This window comes from Sphingobacterium sp. InxBP1, assembly GCF_026191775.1.
GTDB lineage: Bacteria > Bacteroidota > Bacteroidia > Sphingobacteriales > Sphingobacteriaceae > Sphingobacterium > Sphingobacterium thalpophilum.
Genome location: NZ_JAINDX010000040.1, coordinates 286523 through 307392, shown reverse-complemented (window position 1 = coordinate 307392; position 20870 = coordinate 286523). Strand labels below are relative to the sequence as shown.

The following is a 20870-nucleotide window of genomic DNA, read 5'->3' as shown; positions in this document are numbered from 1 at the left end:
AAAGAAAAAACAGGCACCATGATAAAGCTATTTTTAAAAACTGCGTTACGAAATCTTAAACGCACTCCCTTAAATACAGTCATCAATATTGTCGGACTATCCCTGGGGTTTGCAGTTGCTTTGGTGAGTACGCTGTGGATCCTGAAGCAGTTTTCCTTCAACCATTATTATAAAAACTATGATACGATCCATCAGTTGATGATGACCGGTACTTTCAACAATGAAAAATCGACAGATGGAACTTCCACTCCTATCCCCCTGGCGAAGGTTTTGGAATCGGATTTTAAAGATGAAATCCAAGATGTTACATTGATTACTGATGCGGAAAGTAAGGCCATTAAAATGGGGGACAAAAAATTGAATGCAACAGGCTTTTATGCAATGGGCAAATTTTCGGAACTATTCTCCCTTGAAGCTATACAAGGAAATATCGCTACCCCAACCGCAGCTTCCACCTTGATTATCTCTGAATCATTAGCCAACCGCTTATCGGAGACTTCAGATGTTATCGGAAAAACTATACAGCTCAACGGAAAAGAACAATATACGATACAAGGTATTTTTAGGGACATTCCCGAAAACAATACATTTCACAAACTGGAATATGTCCTACCTTTAGTAGATTACCTCAGGAAAAATGAGGGTATCGAAAGATGGTCAAACTGCTTTTTTAGTACCTATGGCAAAATCGAGGATCCGCAAAATATCCAGGGGCTTGAGCATAAACTAACCAGCATCTTTAGAACAAATCTTACAGATATAAACCCCGAGATTTTACTGCATCCTATGTCCAAGTGGAATTTATATGATTCGTTCAAGAATGGTAAAAATACCGGTGGGCAGATTCAATATGTATGGATGTTTGCCTGGATAAGTATATTTATTCTTTTGTTGGCGAGTATAAACTTTATTAATCTCAGTACAGCCCGCAGTCTAAAGAGAGGAAAGGAGATCGGTATTCTAAAATCTGTCGGTGTAAACCGTTGGCAGCTGATCACCGGCTTTTTAGTTGAATCCATCTTATCCGTATCCTGTGCATTTTTGATCGCAATCCTATTAAGTACTTTGCTGCTCCCATGGATTAACGCTGCAACGAATACCTCCTTAAGCATTCCATTTAATCGCGGTCAATTCTATCTGTATGCTCTATTCGGAACTTTCGTTATAGGTATTCTCGCAGGACTATATCCCGCGCTGTTCTTATCCTCTTTTAACCCGATCCTTGCGCTTAAAGGAAAAATGAATATTAGCAAAAATGGATTCAAGACTAGAAAGGGAATGGTAATCGTGCAGCTTGCTATTTCCATCTTTCTAATGATTGCTACCTATCTGGTGATAAAACAATTGCACTATACAAAAGATCGTCCGATTGGCTACAACACTTCAAACCTAGTGAACGTCAAAAGTAGCAGCGCATTAATTACCAAAAACTTTGAGGCCCTGCGAAAAGAACTGATCGATAGCCGTTTGATAGAAGATGCCTCTCTTTCTTCCAGCTCCATTAATCGGCTATCTTTAACTGGCGGTGGTTTTAACTGGCAAGGGAATGAAACAAAAGAAGGATCCATTATGGGAATTTTCACCGTAGACGAACACTTTGCCAAAACCGTACAATGGAACTTTTTGAAAGGAAGAAATTTTTCTAGGGATTTCAAAACAGATTCTACGGGTGTAATTATCAATGAAGCGGCGGCCAAATTTATGGGAGTGACGGATCTGACAAGCAAACAGCTATCCATGAGAGGAATCAATTATACGATTATAGGTATCATACAGAACACCCTATCTGAATCCCCGTTCAAATCCATTACGCCTACCGCCTATTTTCTTGACTTTTTGCCAAAAGACAAAATAACACTTAGACTGAATGAGCAACAAGATATGAATCAAACGATGAAAAAAATCGCTCAGCAATTTAATCGCTTTGATCCAGATCTCATTTTTGATTATGCATTCACGGACAAAGAATATGCTAGGCAATTTGAACAGATGGAAATCATCAAAAGCCTGACCAGTATTTTTACAGCGCTCGCCATACTGATCTCCTGTCTTGGGCTATATGCTTTGGTCACCTTTCTAACGGAACAACGGCAAAAAGAAATTGGTATCCGCAAGGTGCTCGGAGCTTCAGAAGTTGGTTTATGGAAATTGTTATGCACGGAATATATCTGGTTGACATTGACCAGTTTTCTCATCGCAGCCCCTCTTGCCTATCTGCTAATGGAAACATGGTTAGAAAATTATGTCTATCGTATTTCAATTACCTGGACTGTATTTGGCCTTACTGGATTGACGGCTCTCGGCATTACCCTGATAACGGTCAGCTATCAAGCCATTAAAGCAGCATTGGCCAATCCGGGGATCACCCTCCGGAACGAGTAATACACATGTTCGGCGACGGACAGTAGACTGTCCGCTTCCGAACACACAACAGGTTCTTAAAACATATCAACATCTAATAGCCAGTAAGTTAGATCTATGGCAAACGGATTGAATTAACGAATTATAGTATACATGATCAGCATAGCGCTATCAACTAGGATAGATTGCTTGGCCAAACAGTAGATTATGAAAAAGTCAAAACCTCAATATAATGATTAAGAACCGAGCTTGCGAGCTCATCGGAGATAATTATAAATGACAGACATGAGATGACAGATCTGGGACAATAGACTAGGTTCGCAGGCTTTCGGCTTGCACAACCAAAATCTCAATGCTCAGATCTCAATATTAGAAACATGATCAAAAACTATATCAAAACCGCCACGCGGAACCTTTGGAAAAGCAAAGGATACTCTTTTATTAACATCTTAGGGCTGGCCTTGGGGATGGCAGTCTCTTTGATAATCGCCCTTTGGATCAATTCAGAAATAAGATTTGACCGCTTCTACTCCCAAACAGACCGTCTCTATCAAGTATATACAAGAGATGTATTTGATGGTAATCAGCATACTTGGGGAGGTACCCCGCATGTACTCGGTCCTATCTTACAACAGGAACATCCTGAAATCGAACACGTGGTGCGTACCTCGAATATTAACCACCTTATCCACCACGATGCTGAACCGGGCCTCAGCTCCTCAGGGATAGCGGTAGACGCAGCTTTTTTAAAACTTTTCGATTTCAAAATCCTAACAGGAAATTCTTCCAACCCATTATCCCGTCCCGATGCATTAGTGCTAACTGCTTCTACTGCCAAAAAATTATTTGGTACGGTAGATATCATTGGACGCCGGGTTGAGATGGACACCACCGTTTCCCTAACTGTTGAAGCGGTTATCGAGGATATTCCTTCTAATTCCAGATTCTATGGAAACGACTTTATCTGTTCTCTGGATTACCTGGCCAAAACGGGCAAGACTTTTACGGATTCATGGACAGCCTATAATCATGAGACTTATGTGCTTCTAAAAGAAGGGGCACTATTGGCCTCTGTCAATAAGAACATTGGAAATCTGGTTGCTAAACATACTAACAACACCACAAAAGCAGCGATCTATCTCTACCCTGCCAGCCGTTGGCATCTCTACAACAAATCGATCAATGGACAGATGGTGGCGGGCAATATCACCACGTTGCAGCTATTTGGACTGATTGGCATACTCATTCTATTGATAGCCTGCATCAACTTTATCAACCTAAGTACCGCAGGAGCCGAAAGGCGTGCCAAAGAAATTGGCCTACGCAAAGTAGTTGGTGCATCGAAAAAATCACTTATTCAACAATTTCTATTGGAATCCTTTATCATAACCTTTTTAGCTGGACTATTAGCGCTGTTGATGATTCTCTTAGCACTCCCATCTTTTAACAAGCTCATCAACGGACATCTTACGATCACAGATTACCCTATATTCTTTTATTGCCTATTTCTTACCACGATTTTCTTCTGCTCCCTCTGCGCAGGATTATATCCAGCTTTTGTGCTATCAGCTTTTAATCCGGTAAAAAGCTTAAAAGGGAATATTGTAACGGCCAAATCCAGTCTCCAGCCCAGAAAAATACTTGTCACTCTACAGTTTACCATATCGATAGGTCTTGGTATATGCACTTTTATCATCGGTCAGCAGATCCGCCTTGGCGAGCATCGAGAAAGTGGATATGATCGTGACAACCTAGTATATGTACCTTTAGAGGGGAATTTAGATAAAAATTACCAAGCTTTCAGGAATGAATTATTCCAACAAAATATTATCACGAGCATGACCAAATCTTGGGGGCGGATAAGTCGTTCGGGTAGCAATAGCTGGGGATACTCCTGGCCCAATGACCGACCAGAAGACTATGATGTCGTTTTTAACAATATGGCGACAGATGTCGATTTCACAAAGACAATGGGGGTCAAATTGATTCAGGGACGAGATATCGACATTTATACCTATCCTTCTGATTCCAGCGCCTTGCTACTTAATCAAGCTGCTGTTTCCAAAATGCGATTATCCACGCCCCTTGGTACTCATGTTACCGTAGCCAAGGGTACCGAGTACCAGCGTACCTATCACGTAGTTGGTGTTATTGCGGATTTTGTTTGGCAATCACCTTATCAAGACATCGAACCAATGATGATTCAGGGCCCTATCGTTCCCGCAAATTATCTCCATATCCGACTAAACACAGCTAAAAGCTTATTGGCAAATATAGAGGCGATCCAGTCGCTACTTAAAAAGTATAATCCAGATTACACGATAGACATCCACTTTATTGACGAAGAGTATGCCTTAAAATTTGCGGGTCAAAAACGTACGATGAAGCTGACAGCTTTATTTTCGGGGCTGGCGATCCTCATCGCATGTTTAGGTTTACTGGGACTGGTCTCCTTCGCAACGATCCAGAAACAAAAAGAGATCGGTATCCGAAAGGTGCTTGGTGCATCTGTATTCGGAATTATTAAGCTACTGTCCCGCGATTTCATTAAACTCATCGGTATTGCTTTGCTCATAGCCTCACCTATTGCTTGGTGGATTATGAATCAATGGCTAGAAGATTATGTGTACCGTATCGATATACAATGGTGGATATTTGCATTAGCAGGCTGTTTAGCGACACTGATTGCTTTGTTTACGGTCAGTACATTGGCTATTAAAGCAGCAACAGCTAATCCCGTCGATAGTTTACGGGATGAATAGCAGAAAACTAAACAGCTAATACAACCCTATTATGATAAAGAACAATCTAAAAATAGCGTGGCGAAATCTAATAAGGAATTCTTCCACCTCGATCATCAATATCACCGGATTAGCCATGGGTATTGCGGTCTGTTTGCTGATAAGCCTATATGTCGCTGATGAGTTCAGTTTTGATCGTTTCAATACACATGCAGATCGCATCGTCCGTGTGATCTTCAGAGGTACAGTAAAAGGCGGAACAATGAATGAGGCTCATGTCATGCCGCCTGTCGCTGCCACAATGAAAGCTGAATTAGCCGAAGTACAAGAAACAGCACGGTTGCGACAAGGTGGCTCCCCCTTGTTCACTATCGGAAATAAAGTGTTTCGCGATGAACAAATGGCTTACGTAGATCCTTCCTTCTTCAAAATATTTACTCTCCCTTTCGTTAAAGGTAATCCTTCTACTGCTGTAACAATGCCATATACGGCTGTAATATCTGAATCTACTGCGCTCAAATATTTTGGGACTACGGATGTCATAGGACGTAATCTAACCATTAAAGATGACCAAAATATCTTAAAGATCACAGGAGTAATGAAGGATATTCCTCAAAACTCGCATTTCCATTTTGATATTTTTACATCTATGGAGGCACTGGAAGACTCCCGTTCGAAATCCTGGATGACATCCGAATATTTTACTTATGCATTGCTCAAAGAAAATACATCCCTAAAAAATCTGGAAAAAAACTTAGCAACACTATTTGACAAACATGTCGGTGCTCAGTTTATGGCTGGTTTCGGGATGAATTATATCGATTTCAAAAAGTCTGGCAATTCCATTGGTCTGTATTTACAACCGTTGACCGACATCCATTTACATTCCAATTTTGGCTACGATCTCAGTCCTTCTGGTGATATCCGGTATATCTATATCTTTAGTGCAATAGCCCTCTTTATGCTATTGATAGCAACCATCAATTTTATGAATTTATCTACAGCCAGCGGTTTCAAAAGAAGCCGTGAAGTAGGTGTACGTAAAGTCTTGGGAGCCAACAAATACAGCTTGATGCGTCAGTTTCTCACTGAAGGTATTATGCTGACCTATCTGGCCTTATTGCTGGCCATTGGTATCGTTATCATTAGCCTTCCCCTATTTAATCAACTATCCGGTAAATCCATTGAAATTCATCAATTCGATTGCACCTACATGATCCCGCTCTTACTCACATTTGGATTATTGGTCGGTTTATTTTCGAGTACGTATTCTGCACTGTACTTATCTGCTTTTAATCCTTTGACCGTATTAAAGGGGCGCTTGGTGCGATCTACACAACGGTTCAATATCAGAAGTGGTCTAGTCGTTTTTCAGTTTATTATTTCCGTGGGACTCATTTTCTGTACTGTAGTTGTCACTTGGCAACTCCGTTATATAAGACATATCAAATTAGGTTATGAGAAGGAAAATGTGATTGTGATCCAAAGTTGGCCTTTAGGTAAAAACGAAAAAAGCTATATCAAACTTCTATCAGAGGACAGCCGTGTCAAACATCTCTCCCGTTCATCCTATCTTCCCGCCGGTGAATCTGCCAACAACAACTTCTTTGTCTATCCAGACGGAAACACAGAAAAATGGGTCAAGACGCTACGCTATGACGTAGATGAAGAATATATTGATGCTATGGGCATGAAGCTTAGTAAGGGCCGAAGTTTTTCGAAAGCTTTCGGTAACGATAGTTTATCCATTATCGTAAATGAAACTGCAGCAAGAGATCTGGGCTGGAAAGGCGAAATTATTGGTCGCACATTGACCAATAAGGACAACAAAACTTATAATGTGATCGGGCTGGTCAAAGATTTTCACTTCAAATCCCTACACGAACAGATTTCACCATTGGTCATGGTACTTGGGGATCAGGCAGGAAGTCTAATTGTCAAGACACATACAAATGACACCGAAGGACTGGTCAAAAAGTTGAAAGCACTATACGATTCCTTCGCAACAGATATTCCATTCAACTATTCATTCCTCGATGAACGATATGCCCAAACCTATCAGGCTGAGGTCAAGACAGGAAGATTGTTAAGTATATTCGCTGGACTGACGATTTTTGTTGCCTGCCTCGGTCTATTTGGATTAGCTATTTTTACGGCAAATCAGCGCCGTAAAGAAATCGGTATACGCAAAGTTATTGGCGCATCCATTTCCGGTATTACACAGATGCTTTCTGTACAGTTTATCAAACTTGTGGCTATCGCTATCCTGATTTCCTCACCCATAGCTTGGTGGGCCATGCACAAATGGTTGGAAAATTTTGCTTATCGTATTGAAATACAATGGTGGATGTTTGCTGTTGCGGGGTTACTTGCTATACTGATTGCATTACTAACGGTTAGTTCACAAGCCATTAAGGCCGCTTTAGCGAATCCAGTCGATAGCCTTCGGAATGAATAACTAAGGTTTAGCTTGATCCGCCCACTGCCCGCATCACCCGTCCGAACGGCAAGTTTTAGTGGTTTGGGAACCAAACCGTCATAGGATGTTTTGGATGTTCGTCGGATCGCCATGTGCAATCGTATCCACATATTTGGCCAGTTCCCGCAACACATAGACCAGCTCCACCTTTTTTTGATTAGGGATCAATATGCACGTGTATCTCGATAAAAGGCTTCCGTCGCGGCATTGCGAAAAGTGACCAATGCCGCCTCTAACGTAGCCAATGCCACCGCCTATTTGTCCCTCATTTTTTTAGCCGATTGGCTCTATTGTCAGCGCCACATCAGTTCAAATCCAATGTTCACCTACGAACATTTACTGTTCAAAATCGGACAGATACCTCCCTCACGTAAAGACAGAACCACTAACAATCAACAACTTAAATTTTTGGCCAAACATTTGGGTTATACACTAACCTCCCTATTGTTAATCTATAGTAGGTGGACGAACTTTATTACTATACTATTTCGGTTATAATGAACTTTACCAACTTCAAAATTGCCTGGCGGAATATTAGAAAGAAAAAAATCCAAAATCTGATCAATCTCATCGGTCTGACTTGTGGCATCACTTTTATGATACTTGTCGGCGCCTACATCTGGGATGTTCATCAGGTAAATAGCAGGATAAAAAATATTGATCAACAATTTTTACTACAGAGCACCTATAAGAAAGAAGGGTTTGGGATCAATTTGACCACAATTGGTGCCCTTCCCAAGGCGTTATACGAGGAGTACCCGAATTTAGTAGCCAACTATTACCGCCTTGATGGATTGACAGGTATAGTGTCCAACGGTAACACAGTTTATGAAGAAGGTATGTCGCTCGGTGATCCGAGCCTTTTGACCATGTTTGGCTTTGAGCTCTTAGCTGGTAATGTCAATACTGCGCTGAACAACCCTTTTTCAGTTGCCATCACGGATAAAGCAGCAATAAAATATTTCGGAAAGGTAAATGTCCTGGGTGAAAATCTACAGATTAAAAATTTCAACGGTGAAAAGCATGATTTTGAGATCACCGCTATTGTCAAAACGGATGTTCAGAATGCCATTATGGATCTAACAAAAGGTATGCATGCTGATATTTTCTTGCCTATTGCTAACGAAACCTATTTCGGACGTTCGATAAATAATTGGGACAATCCTTATATAGCAGGTTATATCGAATTAAAGACAGGCGTAACACCTCAACAGGTAGATCAGGCTATACTGAACCTTGTCCATAAAAATAAAGATAAAGAATTTGCTGATCAATATGCGCCAAATCTAAGGCCATTAAAAACTTACTATCTCGACGACAATCAGGGCGCAATACGAAAGATGATCAATACCTTGAGTTGGGTTGCAATTTTTATTTTGATCATGGCGATCATCAATTTCATCAATTTTAGTATTGCACAGCATATTACGCGATTAAAGGAAATCGGCGTACGCAAAATTATGGGATCATCGAGGCTACAATTAATCGGACAATTGTTGACAGAGTATATCCTTATCGTGGCTATTGCCGCTTTGATCAGTCTACCCATCTATATCCTTGTAAGCCCGCTGTTTGCACAGGTACTCATGTGTGAGCTTCCATCTTTAATCAGTCTGCCAGGTTACTTTTTCGGTTTACTGGGGCTGTCGATTTTAATGATCGGCCTACTGGCGGGATTATATCCGGCAATTAAACTGTCCAATATCAACATACTTGTCTCCGTCAAAAAACAATTCGCCGCGTTGGGTGATAAGCAATTGGTTCGAAAAGTGTTATTATTTTTTCAGTTCGCCGTCGCATTACTCCTACTGGTCTGTACCTTGATAATCTCCAAACAAGTTCGTCTATTTATAACCAGCGACTTAGGATATAACAAAGATTATCTATTGACTGTACAAGCCCCCAGAGACTGGTCAGAAACTGGAATCCGGAAGATGGAAACGGTCCGGCACGAGCTATTGCAGATAGCGGCTGTCAAGTCTGTAAGCCTTTCGTATGAAACCCCGGGACTATTAGGTTCCAATATGCAAGCGGCTTTTGGCAATAATAACGATACAGAAGTACAGGTTCAACGGATTAACAGCGACAGTCACTTTCTTGACACTTATGAAATCCCCCTATTGGCGGGCACTTTTTTACCCAAAAATGCGGTGACCGGTGCCACAAATAGACCCGTTGTGATCAACAAGAAAGCCATGGAAGATTTTGGTTTCGGTAACGCCGAAAATGCAATTAGTCAACAGATTGCCCTGAACGATCCAAAAGATAAGATGACCATTGTGGGCGTCACCGAGAACTTTGTCGCAAATTCTCTTCATCATGCATCTCCGGCGATTGTCTGGACAGATATCCATGAAAATTTCCAATACCGATACCTGAGTATCCGTTTAAAACCGGGCCATCTCTCTAGCGCAGTACAGGGACTGGAAAGGAAATGGAAAGCATTAATGCCCGATGCGCCATTTGAGTATCAATTTATGGATGACCGCATCAAAAGTTTATACGAAACAGAACTACAACTGCAACATGCAGCACAAATTGCGAGCGCTGTTTCGCTTTTGATTGTCATATTGGGATTGACGGGCTTAATTTCGCTATCGATTCATCTCCGTAACAAGGAAGTTGGCATCCGCAAAGTATTGGGCGCCTCATTAGCACATTTGATGTTATTATTTTCAAAAGAATACTACGGCATATTTCTGCTAGCGGTGCTAGTCACAGTCCCATCAAGCTATATGCTCATGCAACATTGGCTGCAAAACTATGTAATCCGAATAGAAATCAACGCGTTCACCTACTTGTTACCTTTAGCTATACTGCTTAGTATACTGGGGCTATTGGTTGGTGCCATTGTATTTCGGGCTACCCGGTTTAATCCAGTTGAAAAATTGAGAGAGGAATAATCCGAGAAACCAATCTATAAATAGTATGATACAGAACCATCTTAAAACTGCCTGGCGGACATTGATACACAATCGTATCTATTCGCTATCGAACCTTGTTGGTTTAACCATAGCGCTGCTGGTATTTATGTTAATCAGTTCGCTTGTCGTTGACGAGCTTTCCTACGACAGGCAATGGAGCAACTCCAAGGAGCTCTACCGACTGCGAATAGTGCCCAAAGAAACGCAAGAAGGCTTCACAAACAATATTTCAGGGGCTCCTGAAGGTATATCTGCAACATTAAAAGCTAATTTCCCTGAAATACTCGGGTATACTACGATCAACAGTAACTCGCAAAAACTAACGGTCAACAGGCTCTCAAAACAATTAGCTGAAATCAGCACCCTAGAAATTGACAGCGGTTTTTTCAATATTTTTGATACAGAAATCATCGCCGGCAATCCGAAACAGATCATCGCCGGCGCAAAAAATATCACGTTGACAGCCTCCGCTGTTCAAAAATATTTCGGCGGAAAAGATGTACTCGGAAGCACATTCTACAATAAACCACAAGAAGGTGAACCAGAAGCTTATTATGTCAATGCCATTATTGAAGATATGCCCCATAATTCTTCCTTTCAGGCAGAAGCCTTCGTGCTGATGCCCAAAATGAATGCATTCAATCCAACAGAGACTGGTTCATTGCAAACACAAATTCTATTGCTCAAAAGCACAACTGATATTAACAGCTTTTCAACCAAGATAAACAAATGGTACAACGCTCAAAAATTGAATGACTGGGCGAAAGGGCACAATCTTTTCATTGACCCCATCAAAGACATACACTTACAAAGCATTACGGGATGGGAGAATCCCATGCAAGATATTTATCTGCTGGCGGGAATAGCCATCCTGATCCTTGTATTAGTCAGTATCAACTACATCAACCTGAGCTTTGCGCATGCGCTCAAACGCACACAGCAGATCGGTATCCGCAAAGTATTGGGTGCAAGCCGAAAAAATTTGATTATGCAAATGGGCCTGGAGAGTACCATACTTTTTGCCGGCGCTTTTTCGATTGCATTTTCTTGTTATGTTCTTATCTGTCCTGCATTTGAACAATATCTAGAACATCCGCTGACCATGAATTACCAGCGCTCCGTATTTATGTTTGTTGGACTATTAATCACTTGGATTGTTCTGGGCTGGCTTTGCAGTTTACCTACAGCCTTGTCTCTATCGAAAACACAGCCTTCTCTGGAACTTCGAAAACAGTTCTCTTTCTTCCGACTACCGCTCAATATGGCATTTACCAAGGTATTGGTGGTTATCCAGTTTGCCATTGCCATCGTTGTAGCGATCTGTATGATGTCCATGCGGGCGCAATTGCATTATCTGTACAATAAAGATCTTGGTTACGAGCCTAAAAATCTTTTAGCCATCAACTATACATCTTGGAAGGGAAAGGATCAGGCCTTCAAACAGGAGCTATTAAAAAAAACATACATCACATCTGTCAGCCTTACAAGCTGGACTCCCTTTAGTGGGAGTGCGGACTTTAAAATTGTAAAAGACCCCAATGATCCGAATAAAGAGTTCCCTATTGTATTTGTCTATGCAGATTATGACTATATCAAAACAATGGGCATAAAGCTGCTTGATGGCCGGCCTTTAAGCGCAGACTACGCACTGGACAGACCATATACAGATTCTGTACACAATGGGCAGCCAGTATTTACAAACATGCTGATTTCCGAAGGAACCGCCCAGCGGCTACCTTTTAAACTCAATAAAAGTTCGGAGCTCTTAAAAAATACACCAGTGGGTGTATTTAAAGAGTTTAACGGAGCAAGTTTAAAATTTCCAATCGGTCCCTTTGCGATCAAGGCACAACAGGAATGGGAAGGCGGCTGTATGCTCATCCGCGTACAAGAAGGCAAGAAAAAGGAGGCTTTAGCCTTGGTAAACAACACCTGGAACCAATTTTTCCCCAACCGGATCGCGCAGATCAACTGGCAGGAAGATCAGGTACAGCATCAGTATAATAAAGAGAAAAAACAGTACCAACAATTGGCACTGTTTACAGCTTCCAGTATGCTGATTGCCTTCTTAGGAATCTTAGGTATTGCCATCTATACACTAAAGCGGCGGGTGAAAGAAATCGGTATCCGCAAAGTGCTTGGGGCTTCGGTAAATACAATCACCTATATGATTTCAAGATCCTTTATCATACTCTTGCTGATCGCTATTCTAATCGCTTTCCCCATAGCATGGTGGTTTACGCACAAATGGCTGGAAAACTTCTACTACCATATCGATGTTCCGATCACTCTATTTGTTTTCACAGGAATGTTTATCGGATTGACAACTTTAGGCATTATTGCTGTCCAGATATTCCAGACAGCCCGTATCAATCCCGTCAATAGTTTACGGGACGAATAAGAAAAATAAGCCGTAGGTTGTTGAAGTCAAAAGTGCAATTTATTATTAACCGATTGGGAATGAAAGTTTATAATTGGTGTACCTATGGCTTAGGATCTTTGCAGCAATTTTGAATTTTCCCTGTTTTCATCATTGGCACATTTAAATAATATAGTTTTTCAATACAAAAGAATGGAAAATATTTCAAAAACAAAAGCATTTGTATAAATAAAAATAACATTTTATATATTTATCTATACAAATAAGAGGAACCAACATAAACGATGACAAAACTTGGAGAATTTTTAGCGAAGAAATCTGTAAACAAAGCCCAGATTGCCCGAAAAACAGGACTTAGTAAAGCCCGCATCAATGAATTGACCATGACCGAGACATCGAAATTACGGCTGGATGAAATGTACCTTATCGCCCTCGCCATCGATACCGATCCCGCGAAAATGATGTACGAGCTCTGCGATCATCTGCAGCTCAAAGAAATAGAACAATAAGCCAGCCTTCCAGCCCATTTCGATTTGTCTGTACGATACCGAACGGAAACTGTTCAAAATCGTACAGGCAAATTGGAAACAACCAAACAGAAACTCGCTAAAAAACAAATACTTACAATTATGGCAACGCTATTGAATGAGGTCTAGCTGTCTATTTGTTTTAATCACGGTCGATCGGACCTTAATATGGTTTCTGCTATGGTAAGCAACAATTTCAAAATCGCCTGGCGTAGTATGGCAAAAAATAAGCTCTATTCTTTTATAAAGATTGGAGGTTTTGCGTTTAGTATTGCGATCTGTATTCTCATTGTACTTTATATCAAAAGTGAGACAAGTTATAATAAATCTTATCCCGATATGGATCGGACTTATCGGCTCGTCGTACAGCTTCCGATTGAGGGCAAAATCCAGCGTTGGGTATCCCTATCTGCTCCCGTAGCTCCTACACTGAAAGCTGAGATTCCCACGATAGAACAATCGGGGCGCGTGCTTCCCAATCCTTTATTCGGTGCGGGCAGCAATCAGCTGTCCCTCAATGATGATCCTGAAAGCTTTCACGATGATGGCTTTGTCTACGTCGATCAATCCATTTTGGATATGTTCCCCATGCCTATGGTTTTCGGGAAACTTGCGCATGCCCTTGATAACCCCAATACGATAGTTATTACCAGAAGTAAAGCCGCGAAATATTTCAAAAATGATCCCGTCGGGCAGACCATTTACCTGAACAACAACAAATCCAAAGCGTATACCGTCACCGGCGTAATCGAAGATATGCCACAAAATTCAACTTTGGCGGGTTACAGCTTCTTTATGTCACTGGCAGGCGATCCATTTTACCCGGGCGAACAGATCCAATGGCTTAATAATAATTATACCGTTTATGTTAAGCTAAGGCCAAATGTGAACCTTGAACAGACAGAGGACGAGATCTTAAGAAACTATAAGGAGCATTATCTACCTGCATATCAAAAATCGGGACGCAAACTCAATCCTCTGTTCAACCAGGCAAAAATCAGGTTACAGAATGCACTTGACATACATCTTAAATCCGCGGATGTGGAGGACGATAAAGTCAGTACCTTAAACCGTGGCGATATCCGCATGGTCTGGACTTTCGCACTCATAGCGTTATTTATTTTATTCATTGCCTGTATCAACTTTGTCAATCTTTCGACAGCTAACGCTGCTACCAGAGCCAAAGAAATTGGTATCCGAAAGACAATTGGATCTACCAGACAAGCGTTGGTAAGGCAATTCTTAACAGAAGCTATATGGTATAGCCTTTTTTCTTTGGTCGCTGGCTTGTTTATTAGCTGGCTGCTGTTGCCCATCTTTAATGATGTCGCCAACAAATCCCTAACCATACCGTGGACTTCACCTTACTTCTTGCTATCTCTGCTAGGGGCCATACTTTTGATCGGTGGTCTTGCCGGTATCTATCCCGCAATATATCTTTCCCGGTTCAAGCCTATCGAAGCACTGAAAAACAAAACTTCTGGCCCCAAATCATCCATGTTTAGAAATGGTTTGGTGATCTTCCAATTTGCCATCTCCATAACATTAATCATCAGCGCCTTGATCACGAATCAACAGATACGCTACATTCTGGAAAAGGATCTGGGATTCAACAAGGAGCAGGTCATTGTACTACATGGCGCCGGAACGTTGTCCGGCAAGATAGCAAGCCTTAAAAATGAGCTAAAGTCCATAGCTAATGTTACTTCCGTATCAACAGGAGATTTTCTTCCTGTACCTATCGACGGTGCCAAAAGAAATGGCAACCCCTTCTGGAAAGAAGGCCGTCGCGAGCTGGATATGGCCATTCAGGGGCAATTTTGGGAAATAGATACTGATTATATTACCACATTCGGACTGAAATTGTCAAAGGGCCGGAATTTTGATCCTCAGATGAGCTCGGATAGTACTGCTGTCATCATCAATCAAAAATTGGCCGACGATCTGGGTTTGAAAAATCCCATCGGTGCAAAGATCACCAACGGTAGTACCTGGACCGTGATTGGTGTAGTCGATAATTTTATTTTTGAATCGTTAAAAGGTCAGGGTTTTAGTGGACTCGGCATGGTGCTGCGTGGACAGCCTTCCATAATAGCTATCAAGGTAAAACCAGAACAACTGAAACAGACCTTGACGGAAATAACAGCCGCCTGGCACAGATTTGTACCAAATCAGAACATCAATTATACTTTCCTTGACGAAGGCTTTGAAGGTCTGTACAAGGACGTGGAACGTGCAAAAAATATCTTTTCCTGTTTTGCTGTCATCGCCATCTTTGTGGCGTCACTCGGGCTTTTCGGCCTTGCTACATATGTGACGCAGCAGCGTACAAAAGAAATCGGTGTAAGAAAAATTCTTGGTGCCAGCTCATTTAGACTTCTGAAACTGCTCTCCGGAGACTTCATAAAATTGGTGTTTGTAGCCCTGGTCATCGCTTCACCTGTTGCATGGTGGGCGATGAACCAATGGCTTACGGATTTTAATTATCGCATACATATCAATTGGCTTTACTTTATATTAGCGGGTATAAGCGCCATCCTGATCGCCCTCGTTACCATTAGCTATCAGACGTGGAGAGTCATCCGTGCCAATCCGGTAGACAGCCTAAGAGATGAATAGGTAAATTACCTTGCCCGTATGTTCGATGTCTGTATGTTCGATTATGAGCGAAAACTGTTCGTAATCGAACACACAATAATAAAACAACAATATAAATCATTCATAATAAAATAATTACAACAATGGCAAGGGGATTGTACTTCAAGAACAAAAACGGTAAAAAGTGCAGTAACAGAAATTAGGTAAACAGAAACCCAAAGTCCGTTATAAAATGAATTATGTTATAGCTTGGCAGACTATAGCAGTGAGAAACAGGGTGTCAAAACAAATATCTCAATACTAGAAAATGATACAACTAAAAAATTTATTCAAGTGGTATAACGTAGGTGGTACACGCTCATTTGTTCTCAAAGATGTAAGCTTAGATATCGCTGAAGGTGATTTTATCTCCATCATGGGGCCTTCAGGTTCGGGAAAATCGACCTTGCTGAATATTATCGGTATGCTAGATGAACCCGACGAGGGCGATTACTACTTCATGGGAGAGAATGTACTGGAAATGAAGGCAAAAAAAAGAACACAGCTTTATCAGACACATATTGGTTACGTATTTCAGGCCTACCACCTTCTGGATGAGTTGACAGTCTATGAAAATATAGAAACACCACTGATTTATAAGAATATTTCCGGTAAGGAAAGAAAAGCCATTGTAGCAGATATGTTGGACCGTTTCGGCATCGTCGGCAAGAAAGACCTATTTCCCGCCCAATTGTCCGGCGGTCAGCAGCAGATCGTAGGCATCGCCCGTGCCTTGGCGGGATCGCCAAAATTACTGCTGGCGGATGAGCCTACAGGCAATCTCAATTCCAAACAGGGCGAAGAAATCATGGATCTCTTTAAACAGCTCAACGAGGATGGTGTCACCATTATACAAGTCACTCATTCTGAAAAAAATGCCGAATACGGAAAAAAGATCGTTAATATGCTGGATGGGCAGCTCAAATAACTGAATGCCAAATTAACCTGGATATCCCTACTTAGTAACTGACTACAGTAGGGATTTTTTCTGCTCATTTGTCAAATCAATTTTATAAATTCGTTATGATGAATGAGAGAGAGTTGAAATCGCTAATATCATTGTTGGACGACACCGACCAACAGATTATTCAGGAAGTGGAACATCGATTAAAAAGCCAGGGACCTGAGATCGTACCTTATTTGGAAAAATTCTGGGAATCAAGCTTTGATCCAAAAGTACAAGGACGGCTGGAAAACATTATTCATGAGATTCAGTTTGATCAGACCAAAAATGAGCTGCAAATCTGGAACCTAAGCAATTCATTCAATCTCCTGGAAGGATTGATCATCCTCAATAACTATCAATACCCTTCTTATGAAGACCATAAAATAGTGCTGACCATAGAGGATCTCAAGACGGAAGTCTGGCGCGGTCTGCAATATGATATGAGTCCACTGGAAAAAGTGAATCTGATCAACCATGTACTCTTTGGCTCTTTTGGGCTATCAGGTAATACAAAAGACTACCATCACCCACAAAATTCTTATATTGGACAGGTACTCGATACCAAACAGGGCAATCCCCTCACCTTATCCTGCATCTACAGTATTATTGCGCAGAAATTAGACATTCCTATTTATGGCATCAATCTGCCCAAACATTTTATTCTAGCTTACATGGATGCGGATGAGGAAGGTCATGAGGAGGTCCTATTTTATATCAACGCTTTCAACCGTGGGCAGGTCATGCAAAAAAGCGATGTGCATTCATTTTTAAAGCAGCTGAACCTCACTCCCGATCGGGAGTTTACCTATCCCTGCGATAATGTAACGATTATCAGGCGCGCACTTCGGAACCTGATGTCTGCTTACGAAGAACACGAAAGTGCAAGCAAGCAACAGGAAATCAGAGAGCTGTTCGAATTGCTTGCTTAAAAGTGATTAGTTACCGAAGTTGGTCGCAGATCGGGCATCCAGGAAGATATAACTTGGGGTCAGGTTGTTATAAATTTGTGTAAGATCCGGTTTCGCGTCCCCCTGATCAGTCAGCAAAAAGCGCGAAATCTTTTTGGTAGATCGGTCAGAAACGTAGAAATACTTTCCTTCCTCTACACGGTCGTCAATCCCAACGCTTTGTGGCTGTACCAATCCCGTTTGCCCGCCGCTAATGATTTTATCCGGGGTCACCTCTTTTTCGGATGCTCCTCCAGGTTTGAATACGTTGTCAGGATCATTAAAAAACAGCACCTCACCAACCGCACTACCTCCCGAACCGCTAAAAGTTGTTACGGCCAATAATTTACGTTGGGGAGCATAGGCTATGGAACCCAGATTAGCTTTATTACCCGCTATATATACCTTTAACGCTGGCGCAAATTTCTCTGCATTCACAATGGTATCCCTGGGCCGGTCAATTAATTCTTGCTTCAAATTGGTGTAAACAGCAAATCCAGCTCCTTTGTTTGAGCCATCGTTGTTAAATCCAACCAATAGATAGGGTTCGTTGCTGCCGTTACCTCTCAAAAGAACCATCGAAGTGGGACGGATCGCCCCGAGGTTAATTTGCTTATCAATGATTTTGGCTCCTCCTCTTGAGCTCGTCTTACCCGTAGGCCTACTTATCGCATATAAGCTTGAATTAGTACCATTATTGGTCGCTGCTAACAGAAAATCCGAATTTGCCGGCGCACTTCCTGTACCCGTGGACTGCGAGAAAAGATAATAAGCCAGCCCCCTTACGTTCCTAAAACCTGTAAATCCGATATTACCGGAGGTGCCGGGGATGCCATAAATATCATTTTGGAAGGGGATGACACGAAGGAAGGTATCCTGCAGGACGGCATCATTGGTGCTCGCCTGAAAAATCGCTTTCACCCGCGGGTCAAATGTCACCGGTCCCCCGCCTTTGGACGGTGAAAGATATTGATAAATATTGGTGAGACTCGTTGTATCCGCCGGATCCACGATCATGAGGTTCTTAATGCTGGACTCCCCTCCATCCTGATAGTCCTGAAAAGAGACATACAACCTCGAAATAAGGGTTTGCCGACCACTGTCATCCGGCTCATCATCCAGTTTTTTACAGGAGACAAATCCTACCAAGCTGACAAATAATACAATAACACAGGAGTGAAGCGAAAATTTCATATATTTTTATCTAAATAGCTTATTGCGTTAAACATACAAATCTACTAATATATGAAGAATATCAATGCATTTATATGATTCTTTTGGCCTGTTGCCCTAACATCTAAAACGGAAAGATTTGCCATTTCGCTACTTTTTGATTAAAATTGCCTTTGATTTTGATATCACTTACGATTATGGAAAATAAGGAATTTGTACGGGAGAAGCTAGCATTACCAGGAGAGGGCAAGAAATTGTTGCTACACTCCTGCTGTGCGCCTTGTTCCGGAGAGGTGATGGAAGCACTGATCGCTTCAGATATCGACTTTACGATTTATTTTTACAATCCTAACATTCATCCGCGCAAAGAGTACGATCTGCGCAAAGAAGAGAATATCCGGTTTGCCAACAAACATAATATACCATTTATTGATGCAGACTACGATGTAGACCATTGGTTTGAACTGGCTAAAGGTATGGAACACGAACCTGAAAGAGGCATCCGCTGCACCATGTGTTTTGATATGCGTTTTGAAAAGACTGCAGAATACGCCGCAGCAAATGGCTTTGATGTCATTTCAAGCTCGCTGGGTATTTCACGCTGGAAAAATATGGAACAGATCAATGACTGTGGATTACGGGCTGCTTCACGCCATGAAGGTATGGAATACTGGACTTTCAATTGGCGAAAAAAAGGAGGCTCGGCACGCATGCTGGAAATATCCAAAAAAGAAAAGTTCTATATGCAAGAATATTGCGGCTGTGCATATTCCCTTCGCGACACCAATAAATGGCGAATGGCAAATGGTCGGGAAAAGATAGAGTTAGGCAAAAATTACTATGAATAAGCCACGCTATTGGAATGTATGAAACATTGAGCTGGAATATTTAAAAAAATATTTCTATTCTAATGAATTTATACATACCTTTGCAGGCTCAAATGCAAGATTGTGAAACATCTAAAACAATACAGAATTCCCTTTTCGGGGCTCAACGCTGGAAAGCACAATTTTGAGTTTGACATTACTAAAAAGTTCTTTGACTGCTACGAACATTCGATTGTAAAAGATGGCAATCTTAAGGTAGAAGTGGAATTGCAAAAACAGGAAAATCTATTGATTTTGCACTTCGATATCCAGGGCGAGATTCAGTTGACCTGCGACACCTGCCTTAGAGAATTTATGTCACCTGTTTCAATTCAGGAACGCATATTGGTCAAATTCACGGACGAAGACTGGACAGACAATACCGAAGAGGTGCTGATCCTGTCAAAAAACGATCATGAATTGGATATCGCCGAGTTGCTGTATGAGTATATCAACCTGGCTGTCCCCTATATCGTCAAATGTGAAGAGCAAGGGCAAGGCATACAGTGTGATCCTGAAATGCTGGCTTTATTTAGCAGTGAGCCGGGTTCAGAAGAACACAATGAAGAAGAAATTATCGACCCACGTTGGGAAGCATTGAGAAATATTAAAAATAACTAAAAACAAAAATACGAGATGGCACATCCAAAACGTAAAACTTCTAAATCAAGAAGAGACAAGAGAAGAACACATTATAAAGCCGAAAGACCGAGCTTGACAGTATGTAAAGAAACTGGCGCGGTTCATTTACCTCACCGCGCATACACTGTAGACGGCAATCTGTACTACAACGGTAAATTAATCATTGAAAATACAGCTGTTGTCTAAGGTAAACCTTTCATAACACCAAAACATCCCAAACAAGCAATATTTTAGAAATTTGCTTCAT

General features: G+C 41.4%; 13 protein-coding genes. 12 read left to right on the top strand and 1 reads right to left on the bottom strand.

Annotated elements, in window-relative coordinates; genetic code table 11:
• Positions 1-18 precede the first annotated feature (18 nt).
• The 9 genes from K7A41_RS05665 to K7A41_RS05625 all read left to right on the top strand — a co-directional run bounded on the left by K7A41_RS05665 (position 19) and on the right by K7A41_RS05625 (position 17924).
• Positions 19-2382 (top strand): ABC transporter permease, encoded by a 2364-nt coding sequence (locus K7A41_RS05665; RefSeq protein WP_265712901.1) that lies wholly within the window; start codon positions 19-21, stop codon positions 2380-2382.
• Positions 2383-2738: 356 nt separating this feature from the next.
• On the top strand, positions 2739-5123 hold the full coding sequence (locus K7A41_RS05660) for an ABC transporter permease (protein WP_265712900.1): 2385 nt from the start codon (positions 2739-2741) through the stop codon (positions 5121-5123).
• 31 nt (positions 5124-5154) lie between these two features.
• Positions 5155-7560, top strand: a complete 2406-nt coding sequence (locus K7A41_RS05655; protein ID WP_265712899.1) for an ABC transporter permease — start codon at positions 5155-5157, stop codon at positions 7558-7560.
• Positions 7561-8078: 518 nt separating this feature from the next.
• A complete protein-coding gene (locus K7A41_RS05650) occupies positions 8079-10484 on the top strand; it encodes an ABC transporter permease (protein ID WP_265712898.1) in 2406 nt (801 codons plus the stop codon).
• Between the two features lie 25 nt (positions 10485-10509).
• Entirely contained in the window at positions 10510-12906 is a 2397-nt protein-coding gene (locus K7A41_RS05645) for an ABC transporter permease (protein WP_265712897.1), read from the top strand.
• A gap of 263 nt (positions 12907-13169) precedes the next feature.
• Positions 13170-13394, top strand: coding sequence for a helix-turn-helix domain-containing protein (locus K7A41_RS05640; protein WP_265712896.1), 225 nt, complete (start codon positions 13170-13172; stop codon positions 13392-13394).
• Between the two features lie 234 nt (positions 13395-13628).
• Positions 13629-16031, top strand: coding sequence for an ABC transporter permease (locus K7A41_RS05635; RefSeq protein WP_265712895.1), 2403 nt, complete (start codon positions 13629-13631; stop codon positions 16029-16031).
• A gap of 286 nt (positions 16032-16317) precedes the next feature.
• Entirely contained in the window at positions 16318-16977 is a 660-nt protein-coding gene (locus K7A41_RS05630; RefSeq protein WP_028072637.1) for an ABC transporter ATP-binding protein, read from the top strand.
• Between the two features lie 95 nt (positions 16978-17072).
• Positions 17073-17924: a transglutaminase-like domain-containing protein gene (locus tag K7A41_RS05625; RefSeq protein WP_317132222.1), complete on the top strand. Its 852-nt coding sequence runs from the start codon at positions 17073-17075 to the stop codon at positions 17922-17924.
• A 6-nt stretch (positions 17925-17930) separates the two neighbouring features.
• Here the strand turns inward: K7A41_RS05625 and K7A41_RS05620 are convergent, their stop codons facing one another.
• Positions 17931-19136 (bottom strand): hypothetical protein, encoded by a 1206-nt coding sequence (locus tag K7A41_RS05620; RefSeq protein WP_265712894.1) that lies wholly within the window; start codon positions 19134-19136, stop codon positions 17931-17933.
• A 176-nt stretch (positions 19137-19312) separates the two neighbouring features.
• Here K7A41_RS05620 and K7A41_RS05615 point away from each other — a divergent pair, with 176 nt between their 5' ends.
• From K7A41_RS05615 to rpmF, 3 genes are all read left to right on the top strand, one after another.
• Positions 19313-19963: an epoxyqueuosine reductase QueH gene (locus tag K7A41_RS05615; RefSeq protein WP_028072634.1), complete on the top strand. Its 651-nt coding sequence runs from the start codon at positions 19313-19315 to the stop codon at positions 19961-19963.
• Positions 19964-20065: 102 nt separating this feature from the next.
• A complete protein-coding gene (locus K7A41_RS05610) occupies positions 20066-20602 on the top strand; it encodes a YceD family protein (RefSeq protein WP_028072633.1) in 537 nt (178 codons plus the stop codon).
• Positions 20603-20617: 15 nt separating this feature from the next.
• Complete coding sequence (rpmF, locus tag K7A41_RS05605; protein WP_081818039.1) at positions 20618-20809, top strand: 50S ribosomal protein L32; 192 nt, start codon at positions 20618-20620, stop codon at positions 20807-20809.
• The last annotated feature ends 61 nt before the right edge of the window (positions 20810-20870 follow it).